At 37.0% G+C, this 17,514-nt stretch carries 18 protein-coding genes and 3 pseudogenes; 12 read left to right on the top strand and 9 right to left on the bottom strand.

Features of this window, described 5'->3' with window-relative positions; genetic code table 11:
* Nucleotides 1–19: 19 nt before the first annotated feature.
* The gene (locus H131_RS09940; RefSeq protein ID WP_010858992.1) at nucleotides 20–589 is read right to left on the bottom strand and encodes a TetR/AcrR family transcriptional regulator; all 570 of its coding nucleotides are present in this window, start codon (nucleotides 587–589) and stop codon (nucleotides 20–22) included.
* A 304-nt stretch (nucleotides 590–893) separates the two neighbouring features.
* On the opposite strand from H131_RS09940, the pseudogene H131_RS24340 reads away from it, so the two are divergent.
* Nucleotides 894–1,043, top strand: a pseudogene (locus H131_RS24340) (ATP-binding protein); the annotation flags it as partial.
* A 21-nt stretch (nucleotides 1,044–1,064) separates the two neighbouring features.
* Nucleotides 1,065–1,265, top strand: a pseudogene (locus H131_RS23625) (DUF418 domain-containing protein); the annotation flags it as partial.
* 410 nt (nucleotides 1,266–1,675) lie between these two features.
* Here the strand turns inward: H131_RS23625 and H131_RS09935 are convergent.
* Nucleotides 1,676–1,939, bottom strand: coding sequence for a hypothetical protein (locus H131_RS09935; protein ID WP_010858991.1), 264 nt, complete (start codon nucleotides 1,937–1,939; stop codon nucleotides 1,676–1,678).
* A 323-nt stretch (nucleotides 1,940–2,262) separates the two neighbouring features.
* On the opposite strand from H131_RS09935, the gene H131_RS25845 reads away from it, so the two are divergent.
* A complete protein-coding gene (locus H131_RS25845; RefSeq protein ID WP_010858990.1) occupies nucleotides 2,263–2,388 on the top strand; it encodes a hypothetical protein in 126 nt (41 codons plus the stop codon).
* A gap of 303 nt (nucleotides 2,389–2,691) precedes the next feature.
* Here H131_RS25845 and H131_RS09930 read toward each other — a convergent pair whose 3' ends face one another.
* Complete coding sequence (locus H131_RS09930; RefSeq protein WP_010858989.1) at nucleotides 2,692–3,015, bottom strand: nucleoside triphosphate pyrophosphohydrolase; 324 nt, start codon at nucleotides 3,013–3,015, stop codon at nucleotides 2,692–2,694.
* Nucleotides 3,016–3,098: 83 nt separating this feature from the next.
* Complete coding sequence (locus tag H131_RS09925) at nucleotides 3,099–3,797, bottom strand: nuclease-related domain-containing protein (RefSeq protein WP_010858988.1); 699 nt, start codon at nucleotides 3,795–3,797, stop codon at nucleotides 3,099–3,101.
* A 368-nt stretch (nucleotides 3,798–4,165) separates the two neighbouring features.
* Between H131_RS09925 and H131_RS09920 the strand changes: the two genes are divergently transcribed.
* The 5 genes from H131_RS09920 (at nucleotide 4,166) to H131_RS09900 (ending at nucleotide 7,816) form a co-directional block, all read left to right on the top strand.
* On the top strand, nucleotides 4,166–4,654 hold the full coding sequence (locus H131_RS09920; RefSeq protein ID WP_010858987.1) for a hypothetical protein: 489 nt from the start codon (nucleotides 4,166–4,168) through the stop codon (nucleotides 4,652–4,654).
* Between the two features lie 270 nt (nucleotides 4,655–4,924).
* Entirely contained in the window at nucleotides 4,925–6,082 is a 1,158-nt protein-coding gene (locus H131_RS09915) for a pyridoxal-phosphate-dependent aminotransferase family protein (RefSeq protein ID WP_010858986.1), read from the top strand.
* 302 nt (nucleotides 6,083–6,384) lie between these two features.
* The gene (locus tag H131_RS09910; protein WP_010858985.1) at nucleotides 6,385–6,594 is read left to right on the top strand and encodes a hypothetical protein; all 210 of its coding nucleotides are present in this window, start codon (nucleotides 6,385–6,387) and stop codon (nucleotides 6,592–6,594) included.
* Nucleotides 6,595–6,943: 349 nt separating this feature from the next.
* A complete protein-coding gene (locus H131_RS09905; RefSeq protein WP_010858984.1) occupies nucleotides 6,944–7,321 on the top strand; it encodes an SET domain-containing protein in 378 nt (125 codons plus the stop codon).
* Between the two features lie 261 nt (nucleotides 7,322–7,582).
* Complete coding sequence (locus H131_RS09900) at nucleotides 7,583–7,816, top strand: hypothetical protein (RefSeq protein WP_010858983.1); 234 nt, start codon at nucleotides 7,583–7,585, stop codon at nucleotides 7,814–7,816.
* 111 nt (nucleotides 7,817–7,927) lie between these two features.
* Here the strand turns inward: H131_RS09900 and H131_RS09895 are convergent, their stop codons facing one another.
* Complete coding sequence (locus H131_RS09895; protein ID WP_010858982.1) at nucleotides 7,928–8,173, bottom strand: YkuS family protein; 246 nt, start codon at nucleotides 8,171–8,173, stop codon at nucleotides 7,928–7,930.
* A gap of 119 nt (nucleotides 8,174–8,292) precedes the next feature.
* On the opposite strand from H131_RS09895, the pseudogene H131_RS09890 reads away from it, so the two are divergent.
* Nucleotides 8,293–8,838, top strand: a pseudogene (locus H131_RS09890) (GNAT family N-acetyltransferase).
* A 154-nt stretch (nucleotides 8,839–8,992) separates the two neighbouring features.
* Here the strand turns inward: H131_RS09890 and H131_RS09885 are convergent.
* Nucleotides 8,993–10,312: a D-serine ammonia-lyase gene (locus H131_RS09885; protein ID WP_010858980.1), complete on the bottom strand. Its 1,320-nt coding sequence runs from the start codon at nucleotides 10,310–10,312 to the stop codon at nucleotides 8,993–8,995.
* Nucleotides 10,302–10,775, bottom strand: coding sequence for a YaiI/YqxD family protein (locus tag H131_RS09880; protein ID WP_010858979.1), 474 nt, complete (start codon nucleotides 10,773–10,775; stop codon nucleotides 10,302–10,304). The genes H131_RS09885 and H131_RS09880 overlap by 11 nt, the downstream gene beginning before the upstream one ends.
* Nucleotides 10,776–10,961: 186 nt before the next feature.
* Between H131_RS09880 and gdhA the strand changes: the two genes are divergently transcribed.
* From gdhA to H131_RS09865, 3 genes are all read left to right on the top strand, one after another.
* Nucleotides 10,962–12,335 carry an NADP-specific glutamate dehydrogenase gene (gene gdhA, locus H131_RS09875; RefSeq protein WP_010858978.1) on the top strand — a complete coding sequence of 458 codons (1,374 nt, stop codon included), beginning with the start codon at nucleotides 10,962–10,964 and terminating at the stop codon, nucleotides 12,333–12,335.
* A gap of 214 nt (nucleotides 12,336–12,549) precedes the next feature.
* Nucleotides 12,550–13,236, top strand: a complete 687-nt coding sequence (locus H131_RS09870; protein ID WP_010858977.1) for a phosphoribosylaminoimidazolesuccinocarboxamide synthase — start codon at nucleotides 12,550–12,552, stop codon at nucleotides 13,234–13,236.
* A gap of 178 nt (nucleotides 13,237–13,414) precedes the next feature.
* A complete protein-coding gene (locus tag H131_RS09865) occupies nucleotides 13,415–14,065 on the top strand; it encodes a Yip1 family protein (RefSeq protein WP_010858976.1) in 651 nt (216 codons plus the stop codon).
* A gap of 117 nt (nucleotides 14,066–14,182) precedes the next feature.
* Here H131_RS09865 and H131_RS09860 read toward each other — a convergent pair whose 3' ends face one another.
* The gene (locus tag H131_RS09860) at nucleotides 14,183–15,850 is read right to left on the bottom strand and encodes a methyl-accepting chemotaxis protein (protein WP_010858975.1); all 1,668 of its coding nucleotides are present in this window, start codon (nucleotides 15,848–15,850) and stop codon (nucleotides 14,183–14,185) included.
* A gap of 310 nt (nucleotides 15,851–16,160) precedes the next feature.
* Nucleotides 16,161–17,363 carry an NAD(P)-dependent malic enzyme gene (locus H131_RS09855; protein WP_010858974.1) on the bottom strand — a complete coding sequence of 401 codons (1,203 nt, stop codon included), beginning with the start codon at nucleotides 17,361–17,363 and terminating at the stop codon, nucleotides 16,161–16,163.
* Nucleotides 17,364–17,514 lie beyond the last annotated feature (151 nt).

Here is a 17,514-nt window from a genome sequence, read left to right as displayed (position 1 = left end):
ATGAACAATCTACGTTCTATTAATCTTTAATTGCTTCTTTTTTCAAATAGATCTCTAATAAGTCAATTAACAATGTATACGTTTGATCAAGGTCAAATTCGTCATCGAACATTTTTTGGAGGGCTAGTCCATCGAAGCAAGCCAATAAAATACTGGCAAGGGCATCAGTTTCTTTGGCTTCAACATTTAGGTTCTTCAAGGGATTAGAAAGACTCTCTCTCCCGTTTTGTAAAATGTTTGCTACTTCTTGTTTATATGGATCATTTTTTAATCCTAAAGAATAAAGCTCATATCTCCAACGATACCAATCAGGATCTTTTTCTACTCTTGATTTAATTTCAAACAAAACATCCAATGGATTCATTTCCGACTCTTTTTTGCCATCATATTGAATATGATATCGTTTTTGAATAGCACTCTGCACGGAGAATAACAATTCTTCCTTATTCTTAAAATAATAATGAACTAGTCCAGGAGTAATGTCAGCTTCGTGAGCAATGTCCTTAATAGAGGCATTATTGAATCCCTTCCTACTAAACACTTTATACGCCGCATCAATTAATCGTTGACGTTTATCATTAGCACTCATTTTATCTCTCCTTATTGTTTGGTTGACCAACCAAATTATATTTCGTATTGTAGCAGAAAGTCAATTGAATATTCAAAAAATATTTGCTTTACATAAAAATTGGGCTATTAAAAGAAGATTATCAATGAATTATACAAATTACATTCATATATATAGTATTTAACCATAAAAAAATGAGCAGTAAGCTAACCTTGAGAACGTTAACTACTGCTCATAATTAAAGTCTACATAAACCATCAATGCTTCCAATACTGTCAATGGCACCACGCCACTTTCAAAATGGGAGTGAGCAAACCACCCTTGACGAGGGGATAAGGCGAGAAAGGAAGATGGAGGGTCTGGTATTGGACTTGCCATCTCTAAAAGAATTATAGAGCTCCATGGTGGAACAATTAAGGCTGATTATAGAGAAGGTTGGTTAACCTTTACAATCGAATATATCATTAAAGAATAATAGCTTAATGAATATGGTTTAGCATTACATGGGAAATTAGGCGTTTTTGGCGGAATTCTATTCGGCATAGTTCTTTACAGTTTGCAATGTATGTTCAGCCTTGCTTATTTAAAGAAATTTAATCGAGGACCATTTGAAACGATACTTCGAATTTGGACAAATTGGTCTTGGAACGCACAGATTAAGATAAAATCGAAGGGAATTACTTTACATGAACAGTGACTCCAAAAAGCACTCGTGCTGCTGTAGCTGCGCTTAACACTATTTGCAATATAATTAACATTTAACCTTACTTGGAAACAACTATATAAATTTTGGAATTCGTTTTCACCTGCCCCCTACTGTATATTAGTACGACCTAATATACAGCTTAGGGGGCGTTTTGTTGCTCCAGCGAAATATGACCACTGGCTATAAACCACACAAACTAGGGATTTTCAATGACAAGCAACCTGGCATTATCATAAAAAAGCACTTGAAGACCATCTACCTACACTCGATACTAAGTGCATACTATTACAATTCGTAAGACGCTGGTATTACAGAATGCTAAAATTTTGTTGTAAACAAATAATATCAACTAAAAACAAAATAAATGTTTGTTTTAGTTGATATTAGAAAATTAATCATTTTTAATTATTAACGATATTTAGGCACCAGCAGAAATTATCCCAAGCAGAATACCAGCCGTTGAAAATTTCGGACGAATCATCCCAACGCACTTCGAATTTCTTTTGACCGTCTACATCCACTAAATATAAAGCAAGGGTCTCATCCGCCTTAGAGACAACTATCTTCATCCCCACTTCAAGTTCTTCTTCAGTAAATGGAACGTCTGAAACCGATCGTACCTGTGCCTGTTCAAATACTTGTTTTTTAATAATTCTGTAATTCATATTAAACCTCCAATAAAACTTTCTATTAATTTTAAATCCTACTTTATCTGTAAATGATAGGACTATAAAATTATATCCTATATTCATTCAGCAATGAAATCAATATAAAAAAAAGCTTTGCTCTTTTTAATTGCACCAACCGCAAGACTGCTCTGACCAAAAAAATGAGTTTTTACAGACTTTTTCTTTTAAACATAAAAGTATCTATATGAACCCGTTTTACGGCGGACGCTTTTCGCTCATGTTATTCTTTGCAGAAGTCGCCGCCTGCGCTCCAATCAACTAGTGTACGTCTATAAATGATTGAGGTGATGATATAAATAATGAAAGACATAAATTTAAAAATGCTGGCAATTGACCAAATGGTGCCTGAAGATCATTTAGTACGCAAATTGGAAGCTGCTATTGATTTTAATGTTATCTATCCATTAGTAGCATCTCTGGTCTAGAAAACACTTAATGTTTACAGTCTTTTTTGTTCCTCACAACAGCTACAATTGCTGTCGTAGCGATGATTGCTCTATTTTGCCAATAAAAAGAAGTAACCACCCTCCGCTAACGGCATGTAAGCAGGGTAATTACTCTTTGAGCTAAACTGGCCAACCGCATTTCAAGCGGTATGTCAGCTACATTGACTGGGTGTTACAGCACTCAGTCTTTTTTTATTCTGACTTGATTCTTTCGGTTGAATTGCATAGTCTCTATAACAATCATTTCCGCTTCTTATAAATGCTTGCGCTGATGTATTTTCATCACTCCTCCACCTCAATTAAATATATACCTTCTGAAAATCCGCCGCGTTGCTCCTTCTTCTGCACACGAATTTGTTCTATTTGTTCATATGTCACTCCGTAAACATCTAAAACCGTATGTACTAGCTCCAAAATATCAGCGAGTTCTTCTATTGCGTCTTTTGGAGAAGTGGCCTCTTGAAATTCCAGTGCCTCCTCTTGCATTTTCGCTTTAATTTCATTTAAAAGTTCGCTTGGTTCTAACACTCTGGTCACACATGTTTTACCGGTTGCTTCAATTACTTGAGGAATCAAATCCCGCACTAATTTATTATAGACAGGCATTTACTGTACTCCTTTTTAAACATTAATACTCATATGGTAGTAGTATAGCAATATCTTTAAAGTAGATTACTATCATGACTCCTTCATTTCCCATATTTCTGCTGAATCGTTTGGATGTGTCGGTTTTTTACTTCTTGCGATACGTGCATTTGAGGCAAGAGCTTCTTGTAGATAGCATCGATATCAGCTTGCGTAAAATATTGCTTGCCAGATTGTTTACGCGTTTCGATAAAGTGCGGCAAATCTTTGCGCTTTATGACGTGGACATTGTGCGAAGTCACCTCAATTTTTTTCAGCTCGCAACGTTCACTAAAAACGATCACAGAATGAATCACTTCACTTGGTAATGCTAAGAAATCTTGAACAGCTCTGATATGTGTAGCATTTTGGCGAATCGGATTATAAAACTTAAATTTTTTCTTATTGGGCATCGTTTGTGTCCATTGCTGATGTGCTTCGTTGCCAAAAATCCAACCACTGTAGTTTTTCGATTCAATCACATAAAGTCCCGTTCGATCTATATAAAGTAAATCGAGCTCCGTCATGTCCTGAGACTTTCTTTTTGGTACATAGACATTGACTAACTGTTGATGACTTTTCAGTGCATGCTTTTCGATGATTCGCGATGTTAAATACTCACCATACCTACCTTTATTGAACATAACCGTCATCAAATTATGATGTGTCCGTTCATAATAAATACTTTTACGATAAGCCCTTTGTTTACAATAAAAGGCTAGCGTTGCCGTCATGCATAATAATAAAAACACGATTAACATCATACCCTCATCCCCCCCGGTAATTGCAATAGTTCCACTAAAATTTCTAATCCAAGGGCAAGCACTTAATAGCCATCCGTAATAATCCCTTTTGAAATCGAAATTGTACTACTTTTTTATATGCTGGCATATTATCCTGTGTTGATGTTTCTCCACTTTGAGTATACCAATATTTTCTAACAAAATTGTATTTTTTATCAAATTTAATATTCATCAGCAAAAGTATTCGTACATAAGATATTCTAGTGTTCTCTAAATTTTTTCAGAGCTAACCTGGGAATTCTACTAAAAATTACTTAAAAATTGGTATAGCTTTGATATTCTACTATTGTTATTATTAAAAAGCATTTTCATGAAAAGGAGGTTTTTTGATGAATTATTATGATCCTTATTATAGTGATTATGATGCAGTCTTTGGCGGATTCCTGTTAATTGCTATTTTGGTGTGCCTTGTATTGGCTATTATTGGTTATATTATTAGTTCACTGATCTATTTTATGTCATCCAAAACGAATGGCTTTAGCGATGTTGCTTATATTGCATGGATTCCTATTATTAATGTTTATAGTCTTTTTCTACTGACGGCAAATGGTGAGGATGATACTACTGTCCGTGCAGCAGCGAAAAAGAATACACTGATTTATGCGGGATTATTTATTGTTTCATTTGTCCCTTTAGTTGGTATGCTCGCATCGCTTGCTATGCTTGGATATGTGATTTACTACTGTTATCGCTTAATGTATCGGTGGTCAGGCGAATCTGGTAAAGCCATACTTTACATCATTCTGTCGATTATCACAGGTGGTTTATTCTTTATGATTTATGGCTTAATGCGCATGAAGCGTCCATTCAAAGTATAATTACTTGCACGCAAAAATCCTCTTTTTGTCTTTGAAGACCGAAAGAGGATTTTTTCATTTTTTCTATACCAGCCTTATTCATCTAAAATCATCCGGATAGTTCTTCGTTATCCCTTTCTTATCTGAACATACCCATTTGGATAACCTTCGTTCATATGCATAAAGTTAGGATCTCTGCCCATTTTTCTAAAAAGGAGTTCGAAATAACTATCAATATGCTATATTATAATTAGAAAATTTAGAATTCCACAAGAAAAGGGGATCATGATTATGTATGAAAACATTTTAAGACATCCGGGGCCAACACCTATTCCAAAAAAAGTTCAACTTGCTATGAATCGGGATATCTTCAGCCATCGTAGCAATGAATTCATCGAGTTGTACCGTGAAACAATCGAACTTGTTAAACCGATTTTTGGGACGAAGCAAGAAATTTTACTACTGCCCTCAGGCGGTACAGCAGCATTGGAAGCGGCAGCAGTCAATACCGTTTCTGTTGGAGAAGATGTGGTTGTCATTACCGTTGGGGCTTTCGGCGACTACTTTGTTTCGATTTGTGAACAACATGGCTATAACGTACATAAGCTTGAAAAACAATGGGGCCAAGCATGCACAGCTGAGGACCTGCGCGCATTTTTACAGCCTTTACAAAATATTAAAGCTGTTTTTGTGACCTACAATGAAACGTCAACGGGTATTTTAAATCCCATTGCACAATTAGCACAGGTTGTTCGTGAAGAAAGTGATGCGCTATTAATTGTAGACGGTGTTAGCTGTATTGGCGGAGCACCGGCTGAAATGGATGCGTGGGGCGTGGATATTCTCGTTACTGGCTCACAAAAAGCTATGATGCTACCACCTGGGCTTTCCCTTGTTAGTGTCAGCGATCGAGCATGGCAAGTCATTGAAGAAACTAAAACGCCCTCTTATTACTTAAATCTATTAAGCTATCGTAGTTGGGCAGAAAAAGGTATGACGCCAAATACCCCTGCCGTTACGCTTATTTATGGACTGTATGAGGTGTGCAAGCTCATTGAAGAAGAAGGTGGCTTTGCCAAAACCATTGCACGTCATGAACTGATGAAAAATATGGTACGCAGTGCAATGACAGCACTCGGTATCGGACTGTTAACAGCTGACGACTATGCATCCCCAACAATTACAGCCATCCTGGCGCCAGAAGGAATTGTTCTAGGTGAGTTCTTGACGCATCTAAAACAACACTATCATTTAGATTTTGCTGGTGGGCTTGGTCATTTACAAGGGCAAATTTTCAGATTTGGACACATGGGCTATTGCTTCCCTAGCGATGTTTTACAAGCCGTTTCTTTAATGGAAGCCGCGTTACAAGACTTTTCTTATGCTTTTGAGCCAGGTGCAGGCGTGCGTGCAGCCCATGAAGTATTTTTAGCTGCACAGCGCAAATAATAAATAATAATGCATTGAATTAGCTGCGTATTGAAACACCAATTGACTGGTTAACGACATAGTCATTTAGTGTTAATCAATCCTTTATTTCGTGTAAGAAAGTCATACAGTTTTGAATGTTTCACCGAATTAGTCACACATTTTTTGAACGAACGGAACATGTTAGTTCAAAAAGATACCTTCCACCTGTTTAATTGTGTGACAGCTCATGCTATAATAAGAAGCTTAAGGTTATTAATTTTGAATTGATCGGATGCCAAGAAAAGCCTCCGCTTAGCGTTAAAATATGGAGGTGTAAGAGAATGAATAAAAAATGGACGATTGGTAATATTAAAGAATTTGTTGAAAAAAATTCGGAAAGCAAGTTGCTCACGACGGAATATCATGGTTTTTCTCAAAAATTACTTTTCAAATGTGCATGTGGTAGCAACTTTGAAAAAACGTTTACAAAATTTAAAAATAAAAACCAACGTAAATGTGACGTCTGCCAACCACCAAAAGCGTCACGCTAAACATATAGTTCGTAAACGAGGTGCCGATTTCTATGCAAGAGAAGTTGGCTTTATTTTTTAAGACGTAAAGCATACATTTTTTAATTAGACATTTATGATTAGTTTGATTAAAATCACCTTACGCCCTATTGTCTTTTTAGAGGCGAGGTGATTTTTTATGGCTAAGACTTTAGCACACACCACCAATTTAACCTTGTGAACACTACTATAGTAGATGGTTATTTCTGTTCAGTGACAATAAAGGTACTTAATTTACTATAAAGTCGTTTAAAAACGAATAAAAAGAGCTCAATGTTCAAATTAATGTTATTCTTAGAAAGAAAATTTTTTATGTGAGTAGGAGAACAATATGATTGAGGTAAAAACATCTCCAATAAGTGATGGAGAATTCAATAGAGGGGTATTTGCTAAAAGTGATATCAAAAAAGGAGAGCTTTTCCACGAAGCACCTGTTATTTCATATCCAAACGAACAGCATCAATATGTTGAGCAAACCCTCCTTGCTGATTACGCTTTTGAGTATGGGATAAGACATTCTGCTATCCTTCTTGGTTACGGCATGCTGTTTAATCATTCTTATGAGCCGAATGCAACGTATGAGATTAATTTTGATAATCACACATTTGATTTCTATGCTTACACAGATATAAAAGCAGGAGATGAAATTTTCATTAACTATAATGGCGACGTTGATGACAAAGATGAACTGTGGTTTAATAAGGACTAAAAAAAGAGCAAATAAATGGGGGCGTTAATTCAAATAGAATTGACGCTCTTTTTGTTGAAGTTATTGCACGAAAGCAGCAATTTAGTGAAAAAACAGGCATTAAATTTTTTCGGCTCCCGTTTCCGATAAGTTGACAACCTCTTTTGTTGTAGAAGATGATGGGAAATATATAATTTGTATTATCAGTGCTTTACGGATGGTGTTATTTCAATTGATTAAATAGGCTATGTTGTTCAATTAATAATTTTGAGGAGGTTATTTATGAAAATAGGAGAAGTAAAAGATGATGACAAAGTAATCATTGATGGCTTTGAATTTTATGGTCATATTGTCCATAAACAATGTTGTAGTAAATGCAAATTTAATTTAGTTTATTATGAAGATTTTGATGCTTATTTTTGTCCTAAATGTAATCGATGGACTGAATCAAGATGTAATGACCCTAAATGTAAATATTGCCCTAACCGACCAGAAAAACCGATATCTCATAAATAAATATATAGTTGGGTCTTTAGGCATCTTTGTGGACACTACCTGATATTAAAAAATCAAAAGGTGCTACCCTAGAAGTCAAAAAAGCCCCTCAGATAGCACCCTGTAACGTATTTAGTTAAAAAATTTGTCTACACGCTGCGTTACTTCGTCAGCAGAAAGTCCATTAGCATCAATGACAGGTCCCGCCATTACAGGATCGCTAATGCCCATAACATTTTTGTCTTGCCCTGTGATGACGCAGGCATCACATTTTTTTGCATCTTCTTCATTACGAAGCTGCATAACTTCGTATCCTTTTGCTTTTAATGCATCTTCAACATTTGATAACGATTGTTCAACACCAATTATTCTAGTCAATATTCTTCCACCTCCTCTATGTAATGTGTCATTTAGGATTGCTAATTATTCATCTAATTCACTTTTTTGCGATATACTATTGAAATGACGAAAGCAAGTTAGTTCGATGAGATAAAAGAATGGTCGAATGGAGGAGCTTATACATAGATGTATTTCTCGAAAAACTACATGTTAATGATGCAGAAAATTTATATATGTTTGAACTTGAAAATAGAACTTTTTTCGAATAGATGGTACCGACTCGAGGAGATGACTACTATCATCCAGAGATTTTTAAAAAGAGACATGAAACCTTACTGGAAGAACAAGCCCTAGGTACATCATATTTCTTTTTAATTAAAGATAAAAATAATTCAATTTTAGGAAGAATTAATTTAGTCGAGATAAATAAATATCAAAAGGTCGGTCATCTAGGTTATAGAGTGGGCCAAATACATACGGGAAAAGGTATTGCAAATAAAGCATTGAAATTATTATTAGCAGAAACACTACTTGGTCAAGACATCAAACAGATTAAAGCGAAAACAACTACTAATAATATAGCCTCTCAAAAAGTTTTAGAGAAAAATGGTTTTGAACGAGAAGATACCAGTGTGGAAGCATTCGAAATGAATGGCCAAAAGGTACGTTTTGTCTATTATACTTTGACTATTCCGTCTTGTTAAATAGCAGGAGCATTTCTCCCATTAGCCCTAAAAAGAATCCATTCCATTTTAAGTGATTTACAAAATGCATTCTTTTGGCTTGTTGTAAACTTTAAATTCCTCCTCCCAAACCTTACTTCCGGTAAATAAGATTTGGGAGGCTTTTTTATGTTTTCTATTTAGACTTATTCAAGTATTCCTCACGCATCTCTAGCGGCACCATACTTCCACCTGTTGCCCAAATAAGATGTGTCGCCTGTTCCATTCTGTCCGCTAAGTTATGCTTTTCCAAATAACTTTGTCCGTTTTTCATTAACTGAATCGGTCCGAACATTCCTGCATGTGCAGAAGGCTCTAAAAATAGTCCTTCCGTTTCCATGGCTAAACCGAGTGACGTAAACAATTCTTCATCTTTCACTGTATAACAGCCGCTAATATACGTTTCCATCACTTTCCCTACGAATTTCGAAGCACGGCCAACCGCTAATCCGTCCGCTTCCGTGTTATTGTCAAGACCGATATCTTCCACGCTAATGGCATCATGTAAACCAGTCATCAATCCAATTGTCATACAAGGAGATGCGACTGGTTCAGCAAAGAAAATGTGGACGTGTTCCCCGTATATTTCCCGTAATCCATATGCTACCCCTCCTGGTCCACCACCGACACCACAAGGTAAATACACGAACAATGGATGGGCTTCATCGACTAGAATGTTCGTCTTTTCAAGTTGACCCTTCAGACGTTTGGCCGCGACTGCGTAACCTGCAAATAAGTCTTTAGAGTTCTCATCATCTATAAAATGGCACAGCGGATTTTGTGCAGCTTCTTTGCGACCTTGTTCAACAGCTACGCTATAATCAGCTTCATATTCAATCACGGTTGCACCTTTTTCTCGCAGCAACGTTTTTTTCCACTCTTTTGCGTCACTGGACATATGTACAACGACATTAAAACCGAGTTTTTTGCCCATAATGCCGATACTTAACCCTAAATTACCAGTAGAACCTACTGCAATCGTGTACTGTTGGAACAACGACCTTAGTTCATCCGTTGCTAACACAGCATAATCATCCTCTTTTTTTAGTTTCCCATTCGCAATGGCTAGACGCTCCGCATGCTTTAATACTTCATAAATACCCCCACGAGCTTTAATAGAACCTGATATAGGTAACGCATAATCGCATTTTAACAGGAATTGACCAGGGATTGATAGGTGGTATTGTTTTACAAGCGCTTCTTTCATAGCTGGTATCTCTTTAATAGTTGATTCAATAAGCCCCCTACTTTTCGCAAGCTCAGGGAATGCCACTATTAAATAGGAAGAAAAGCGAGTAAGCGTTTCTTCCGCATCATCCACTTCTTTCATCGAAAAGAGCTCCGTTTTGGCCATTTTTATCCATTTTGTGTTTTCCCAAAAGACAGTATCTTTATTAGCGATGTCTTTTAATAACGGATGTCGATTAAATAGTTCGTGTTCTCGTTCAATTTTCATCTGCTGATGCCTCCTTTTTCTTCGCTAAAATTGCTCGTTCACAAATTTGTCGAAATTTCAATTCGAACGAAATATTGTTTTCTTGCGTCCGTTTTTTAGGTCCCTTGGTTCGTCCACCTGCACGCCTAATTTTCTGTCCAACATGGCGCATATCGAGCAAACGTTCGATATTTTCATCTGACATTTCCCGTCCATTTTGGTCGATTGGATAGCCACCCCTCGCCAAAACCATGGCAGCTAAACCATAATCCTGTGTAATGACTATATCATGTCTTGAAAGCGCATTCACTAGCGTGAAATCAACCGAATCCGGACCCTTTGGCACCATAATTGTTATTACATTATCACGTTCAATACGGTGAGATGTATCGCAAAACAAGATAGTTTCAATCTCAAACTCAGATGATATAGATAGCGCTAAATCCACGACTGGACAGGCATCAGCGTCAATTAATAACTTCACAATAAGGCATCATTCCCTTCTCACAATTAGTTGAATCCATCTTTTTATTATTATTTTAATATAATTAATTCAACACCTCACTTGCTCATTTTTTCACAAACTTAGCGTCCTTGCAAAAAGTATTTTATTGAATAGTGCGAAAAATAAATATACGATACATCTATCAAACATTTGGAGGTTTTCACTATGACAACAACATCTGTAAGCAACGACCAATTAGCGAAAGAATACGTAGATGGCGTATTCGAACAACTGAAACAACAAAATTGTCATCAAGCGGAGTTCTTACAAGCAGCTGAGGAGATTTTCATCTCATTAGTGCCTGTATTTGCACAACACCCTGAATATATTAAAGCAAATATTCTATCTCGTATCGTTGAGCCAGACCGTATCATCTCATTCCGTGTAGCATGGCAAGATGATAACAACCAAGTTCAAGTAAATCGTGGTTACCGTGTACAATATAGCAACGTAATGGGTCCATACAAAGGCGGTCTGCGCTTCCATCCTTCCGTTAATGAATCAATCATCAAATTTTTAGGTTTTGAACAAATCTTCAAAAATGCTTTAACTGGCCAACCAATCGGTGGTGGTAAAGGCGGCTCTAACTTCGATCCAAAAGGAAAATCAAACTCAGAAATCATGCGCTTCTGCCAAGCATTCATGACTGAATTATACCGTCATATCGGTCCAGATGTCGATGTTCCTGCTGGTGATATTGGTGTAGGTGCTCGTGAAGTGGGCTATTTATGGGGTCAATACAAACGTCTAACAAAAGCAAACGAATCTGGTGTATTAACTGGTAAAACACCTGGTTACGGCGGTTCTTTAGCTCGTAAAGAGGCTACTGGTTACGGTACAGTTTACTTTGTCAAAGAAATGCTACAAGATGCAAACGATTCATTCGAAGGCAAAACAGTTGTGGTTTCTGGTTCAGGTAACGTATCAACTTACGCAATCGAAAAAGCACAGCAATACGGTGCAAAGGTCGTAGCTTGCTCTGATTCTTCAGGTTATGTTTACGATCCAGACGGTTTAGACCTTGATGCGATTAAGGAAATCAAGGAAGTAAAAGGTGAGCGTATCTCAACCTACTTAAACTATCGTCCAAATGCTACATTTACAGAAGGATGCACAGGTATCTGGACAATTCCATGTGATATCGCATTACCTTGTGCAACACAAAACGAAATTGACGCTGAGGCTGCTCGTACATTAATCTCAAATGGTGTAAAAGCTGTCGGTGAAGGTGCAAACATGCCATCTGACCTTGAAGCAATTAATGAATTCTTAAATGCTGGCGTATTATTCGGCCCTGCTAAAGCAGCAAATGCTGGCGGTGTTGCTGTTTCTGCGCTTGAAATGGCACAAGATTCAAGCCGTATTTTCTGGTCATTTGAAGAAGTAGATGCGAAACTACACCAAATTATGAAAGACATTTATGCGGATAGTAAAGCAGCTGCCGATAAATACGGCTACCCTGGCAACCTAGTTGTTGGCGCAAATATCGCTGGCTTCGTAAAAGTTGCAAACGGTATGCTAGCTGAAGGCGTATATTAATAATATTCTTGCACTAGTATACTTCTATTGAAAGAGTTTAAATTTTCTTAATTCCACATAAGGTGATGACGAATATTCGTTATCACCTTGTTTTTTATAGATTCTAAGTAAAATAACGCAGAAATTTTTATTTAAAACGAACATTTTTTATATTAAACATTGAAAACATTCGTGTTATAATGATGATGTACTATGAAATATTGGAGGGTTTTTTGTGGAATTATTGTATACAGGTAAAACGAAAAATGTGTTCAAACTAGAAGATGGTCATTACTTATTAAAATTCAAAGATGATGTAACTGGTGAAAACGGCGTATTCGATCCAGGCGCAAACACTGTAGGTTTAACAATTGACGGTGCTGGCCTTGCAGGTCTTCGCTTAACTTCTTATTTCTACTCAAAACTAAACGAACAAGGTGTCCCTACTCACTACGTTGATGCAAACTTCGACGATGCAACAATGACTGTAAAACCTGCAACGGTTTTCGGTAAAGGGTTAGAAGTAATTTGCCGCTTCAAGGCTGTTGGTTCTTTCTTACGCCGCTATGGTGCTTACGTACAAGAAGGACAACAATTAGATTCCTTCGTAGAAGTAACAATCAAAGATGACGATCGCCTAGATCCTCCTATTTCTGAAGATGCTTTAGCTATGTTAAACCTGTTAACACACGAAGAATATGCCATCTTAAAGCAACGCACGATTGAAATTTCAAAATTCGTTGGCGCAGAGCTTGCAAAAAAAGGCTTAACACTTTACGATATTAAATTAGAATTTGGTCGCGACGCCAAAACAAATGAAATTTTATTAATTGATGAAATTTCTGGTGGCAATATGCGCGCATACAAAGGCGAACAATACATCGAGCCATTAGAACTTGAAAAAATTATGCTAGCTGAATAATAAGCTAAAGGGAGTCGCTTGTGTGCGGCTCTTTTTATTGTCTTCCGTTAGCTGTCGTGAAGATGACTTAACGAGCCTTAAGTCATCTTCTTTATTTTTTATGAAACTTTTCATGGCACTAGCCGTATATTAACTATACGCACGATGCAATTATTCTATTATTTTTGGAGGTAGTTTAATGGAAAACTATAACGAGACAACGCAAGAAAGGCAAAAAGTCAATCCGTTTTTGAATGCATGGATACATCCAAAGCAAACAGCTCGCTACATGATTGATGTAAAATCAGTTTGGTATGCGATTCTCATCATGTCTATTGGTTATATCGGCTTAACGCTGACAGAACTTATTGATAAGGATTCTATGTTAGATTTTTCACCTTGGCTTATCATACTATTTTGTATTATTTTATCACCTATTTCAGGAATCATCGGTACAGCTATTTCCGCTTTCATCACATGGTTAGTAGGTAAATTATTCAAAGGAACAGCTAGTTATTCAGATTTATTTAAAGGGCTTAGTTTAACAGCTATTCCATATACGGTACTGATTCCACTTTTTATAATTTGGCTATTTATATCACCTGAATCTTTAATGGATGCTAACTTTGCAGGATCGGTACCTTGGATTTTTTGGCTTTCAACATTCGCGACAGTGGTTGTGGCTATATGGTCCGTTGTCATCTCTGTAGGTGTTGTCGCAGAGGCACACCAATTTTCTAATTGGAAGGCTTTCTTCACCATTTTTATTCCATCTATTATAATATTTATCATTATCCTTGTCCTTTTCCTTGTCATTTTTATTGGGGCAATTGGTATCGGCATGATGTAAAAAAATCTCCCCTCTCTACAATGAGAGTGGGAGATTTTATTGTTTTTAGTAAATGCTTGTAAGCAATCTATAGTTTAAAATAGGCAATGAACTCTTTTAACTTCAGTGCTAATTCAGCTAGCTGTGCAGATTTCCCTGCCATCTCTTCCATCGAGCTGTCGTTTGTTCAATTGCCGCTGCTGAATGTTGTGTGACAGCGGCAATTTCCTGAATAGAGCTATTCATTTTACGTCCATCTTCAGCTACTATTGATAAATTCGTTGAAATCAGTTGAACGCTTTCGACAACATCCGTAATGGAATGACTGATGGTATTAAAAGTTTCACACGTTAGGTTAATTTGATCTGTTCCTTGTTTTACTTCTTTATAGCCATCTTCTAATGAGCTAGTTACGACCTCAAAGTCATGTTGGATATTCGTCACAATGTCTGTGATATCATTCACAGAAAAGGCCACTTGTTCAGCAAGTTTTTTTACTTCATCTGCAACAATCGCAAAGCCTTTGCCATGCTCACCTGCTCTTGCCGCCTCAATAGCTGCATTCAATGCCAATAAATTCGTTTGATCGGCTATATCTTTAATGACAATCACTAGTTGCGAAATTTCTTGAGATTGGGCGTCTAATTTTTTTACTTTTTCTACTGCATTTTGGACAATGTCATCGATTTTTGACATTTGTTTAGTTGAAGACATCATTAAATGACTACCATCATTAGTAAGATTCAATACCTCACTGGATGCCTGGTGAATATGCTCACCGTGTTTATTTGTTTCATGTAAATCAGCAGTGAAATCTTCCATTAAAGACGTTATTTCACTCGCATGATGGGCTTGGCCTTCTGCATTAGCCCCTAAATCATGCATCGTCAATGCCACTTGTTCCGTACCCTTTTTTACTTCATGGGCAGCTTGTGTTAGCTCATGACTTGAACGGCTAATTAAATCTGAAGCTTGCAAAATTTCGTATATCATATCTGTTAATTTGTTGTGCATTTGATTCATCGCACTTGCTAATTTGCCAATTTCGTCCGCTGATTTGATTGCAATATTTTCGCCAGTTAAGTCACCTTCTGCCAAAAGAACCATCGCTTCAGCTACTTGGTTAATTGGCTTAGCCATACTATTTGCATATTTCCAAATAGCTAAAATCCCAAAAGCAATTGCCATTGCAATGACAATATATGTTAAGTTTAATATCTGAGCTGCTGGCTGATCGAATTCTACAATATATGTACTTGCACCAATGACCCACCCCCAATTTGGATCGGTTTTTGCATATACACTCTTCTCTGCAGGTGTTTCGGTATTTGGTAAAGGCCATTCATAAGATACAAAACCGCCGCCCTCTTTCCCTACTTTAATGGCTTCTTGAATATACTTGTCTCCCTTACTGTCAACTGCATCCCATACATTGTCCCCTTCATTAGTTGGATGGGCAAGTGTATTCCCATCTTCATCGAGTATGAAAATATAACCGTTGTCACCTAGCTTAATATTTTCATTGAGTGGTCTTTTACCGTCAGCCGTTTTTTCACCAAGGATCGCTACTTTTACTCTCTCTTGTGCATCTGTTCTTGAAAACTTGCCTGTCGCAATATCTTTGTCTAATAATTCTATCATTCCGATAGTCATTTCTACGCTGTTTTTTAAATTTTCTTTGCCGACAGTCTCTAAACTTGCCTTACTTTGTTGATAGCTTAAATAGCCCAAAATCACTAATGGAATAATTAAAAGGAACAATGAGAAAATGATTAACTTTGTTTTGATGGAACGAAATTTTTTCAAATTTACTCACACCTTTTTAAAGTATATTTTTCCGGCTCATAAAACTTTTTATCCGTTTAACGAATAGTTAATTTTAAGTACTTTAAGACTATTAATATTCATCATTATTTTAAAAAATGAATATTAAGGCTATAAAATACAATAGCTTATTATTACTTAATACTCATTTTAGTATACAATTAGACAAAAAACAACATTTTTCGAGCTTTTTCAAGACATGAACAACAAAGATGCACTTGCGATTTACTGCTGATCAAAAAAAATAAGAGAGACCATCTGCTTTGATGGCCTCTCTTAGGTAACTCATTTTTTATACTGTAAGGACTGTCGTTTGCTGGAATAGCTCAGATACGCCCGATTCAACAGCTGCCCCACTAACAGCGCGTGAAACGATTGCTACAACTCTTTCATCTAATGATTTTGGCACGATATATTCTTCCTTCAATTCTTCATCGCTTACAAGTGAAGCAATGGCTTCCACTGCTGCAAGCTTCATCGCTTCATTAATATCTGTCGCCCGTACATCCAGTGCCCCACGGAAAATCCCTGGGAAAGCCAGCACATTATTGATTTGGTTTGGATAATCTGAACGTCCAGTCCCCATAATACGCACGCCCCACGCCTTTGCATTGTCATACGTAATTTCTGGATTTGGATTCGCTAGTGCAAAGACAACTGGATTATCATTCATAGAAGTAATGTGCGCTTCTGTCAGTAAATTTGCTACGGATACGCCGATAAAGACATCAGCACCAACTAGCGCATCCTCCAACGTACCGTGGGCTTTTTGTGGATTTGTTAAGTGGGCAACAGCTTCTTTTATCGGATTCATGCCTTCCGTACGCCCCTCATAAATAAGTCCCTTAGTATCGCACATATAAATATTTTTATAGCCCATCTGCACAAGAATTCTGAGGATCGCAATACCCGCTGCACCTGCACCGTTAATGACAACCTTCATTGTCTCCACATCTTTTTTCACGATCCGATTGGCGTTAATCATGCCTGCACCCACGACAATTGCTGTTCCATGTTGATCATCATGGAATACAGGAATATCACATTCCTGACGCAGACGGTCTTCAATTTCAAAGCATCGTGGTGCCGAAATATCTTCTAGATTCACAGCACCAAATGTTGGGGCAAGCGCCTTCACAATGCTGACGATTTCATCCGTACTTTTCGTATCTAAACAAATTGGAAAAGCATCAACATTGGCAAAACGCTTTAATAAAATAGCCTTTCCTTCCATTACAGGTAACGCCGCTTTCGGCCCAATATCCCCTAAGCCAAGTACTGCCGTACCATCTGACACAATCGCCACCATATTGCCCTTCATCGTATAGTCATATACTAACGATGGATTTTTTTCAATCTCCACACATGGAGCAGCTACACCTGGTGAGTAAGCTAGGCTGAGATCATATGAATCCTGCACCGGCACCTTTGAAATAACCTCTAATTTTCCACTATAATTCGCATGCATATCTAATGCCTTTTTCATAATATCCATTGGACCCCATCCTTTTCCCTTTGAGTTTTTATTATATTCCAGAATCATAATACTTTGTGAAAACATAGTCAACGAAAAATTCTGATAATTACAAAGTATTCTTTATTAATTCATATTAACTAGCGTAAAAAGCATTTTTTTGTTTTGTTAT

The sequence above is a fragment of the Lysinibacillus sphaericus OT4b.31 genome (assembly GCF_000392615.1).
Lineage (GTDB): Bacteria > Bacillota > Bacilli > Bacillales_A > Planococcaceae > Lysinibacillus > Lysinibacillus sphaericus_B.
This window is presented reverse-complemented; position numbering and strand designations above follow the sequence as displayed.

Excerpts from the sequence above, each read along its gene's own strand:
- H131_RS09930 (WP_010858989.1), bottom strand. The coding sequence starts at position 3,015 with ATGCCTGTCTATAATAAATTAGTGCGGGATTTGATTCCTCAAGTAATT.
- H131_RS09900 (WP_010858983.1), top strand. The coding sequence starts at position 7,583 with ATGAAAATAGGAGAAGTAAAAGATGATGACAAAGTAATCATTGATGGC.
- H131_RS09855 (WP_010858974.1), bottom strand. The coding sequence starts at position 17,363 with ATGGATATTATGAAAAAGGCATTAGATATGCATGCGAATTATAGTGGA.
- gdhA (WP_010858978.1), top strand. The coding sequence starts at position 10,962 with ATGACAACAACATCTGTAAGCAACGACCAATTAGCGAAAGAATACGTA.
- H131_RS09925 (WP_010858988.1), bottom strand. The coding sequence starts at position 3,797 with ATGATGTTAATCGTGTTTTTATTATTATGCATGACGGCAACGCTAGCC.
- H131_RS09910 (WP_010858985.1), top strand. The coding sequence starts at position 6,385 with ATGAATAAAAAATGGACGATTGGTAATATTAAAGAATTTGTTGAAAAA.
- H131_RS09905 (WP_010858984.1), top strand. The coding sequence starts at position 6,944 with ATGATTGAGGTAAAAACATCTCCAATAAGTGATGGAGAATTCAATAGA.
- H131_RS09920 (WP_010858987.1), top strand. The coding sequence starts at position 4,166 with ATGAATTATTATGATCCTTATTATAGTGATTATGATGCAGTCTTTGGC.
- H131_RS25845 (WP_010858990.1), top strand. The coding sequence starts at position 2,263 with ATGAAAGACATAAATTTAAAAATGCTGGCAATTGACCAAATGGTGCCT.
- H131_RS09865 (WP_010858976.1), top strand. The coding sequence starts at position 13,415 with ATGGAAAACTATAACGAGACAACGCAAGAAAGGCAAAAAGTCAATCCG.
- H131_RS09935 (WP_010858991.1), bottom strand. The coding sequence starts at position 1,939 with ATGAATTACAGAATTATTAAAAAACAAGTATTTGAACAGGCACAGGTA.
- H131_RS09940 (WP_010858992.1), bottom strand. The coding sequence starts at position 589 with ATGAGTGCTAATGATAAACGTCAACGATTAATTGATGCGGCGTATAAA.
- H131_RS09885 (WP_010858980.1), bottom strand. The coding sequence starts at position 10,312 with ATGAAAATTGAACGAGAACACGAACTATTTAATCGACATCCGTTATTA.
- H131_RS09915 (WP_010858986.1), top strand. The coding sequence starts at position 4,925 with ATGTATGAAAACATTTTAAGACATCCGGGGCCAACACCTATTCCAAAA.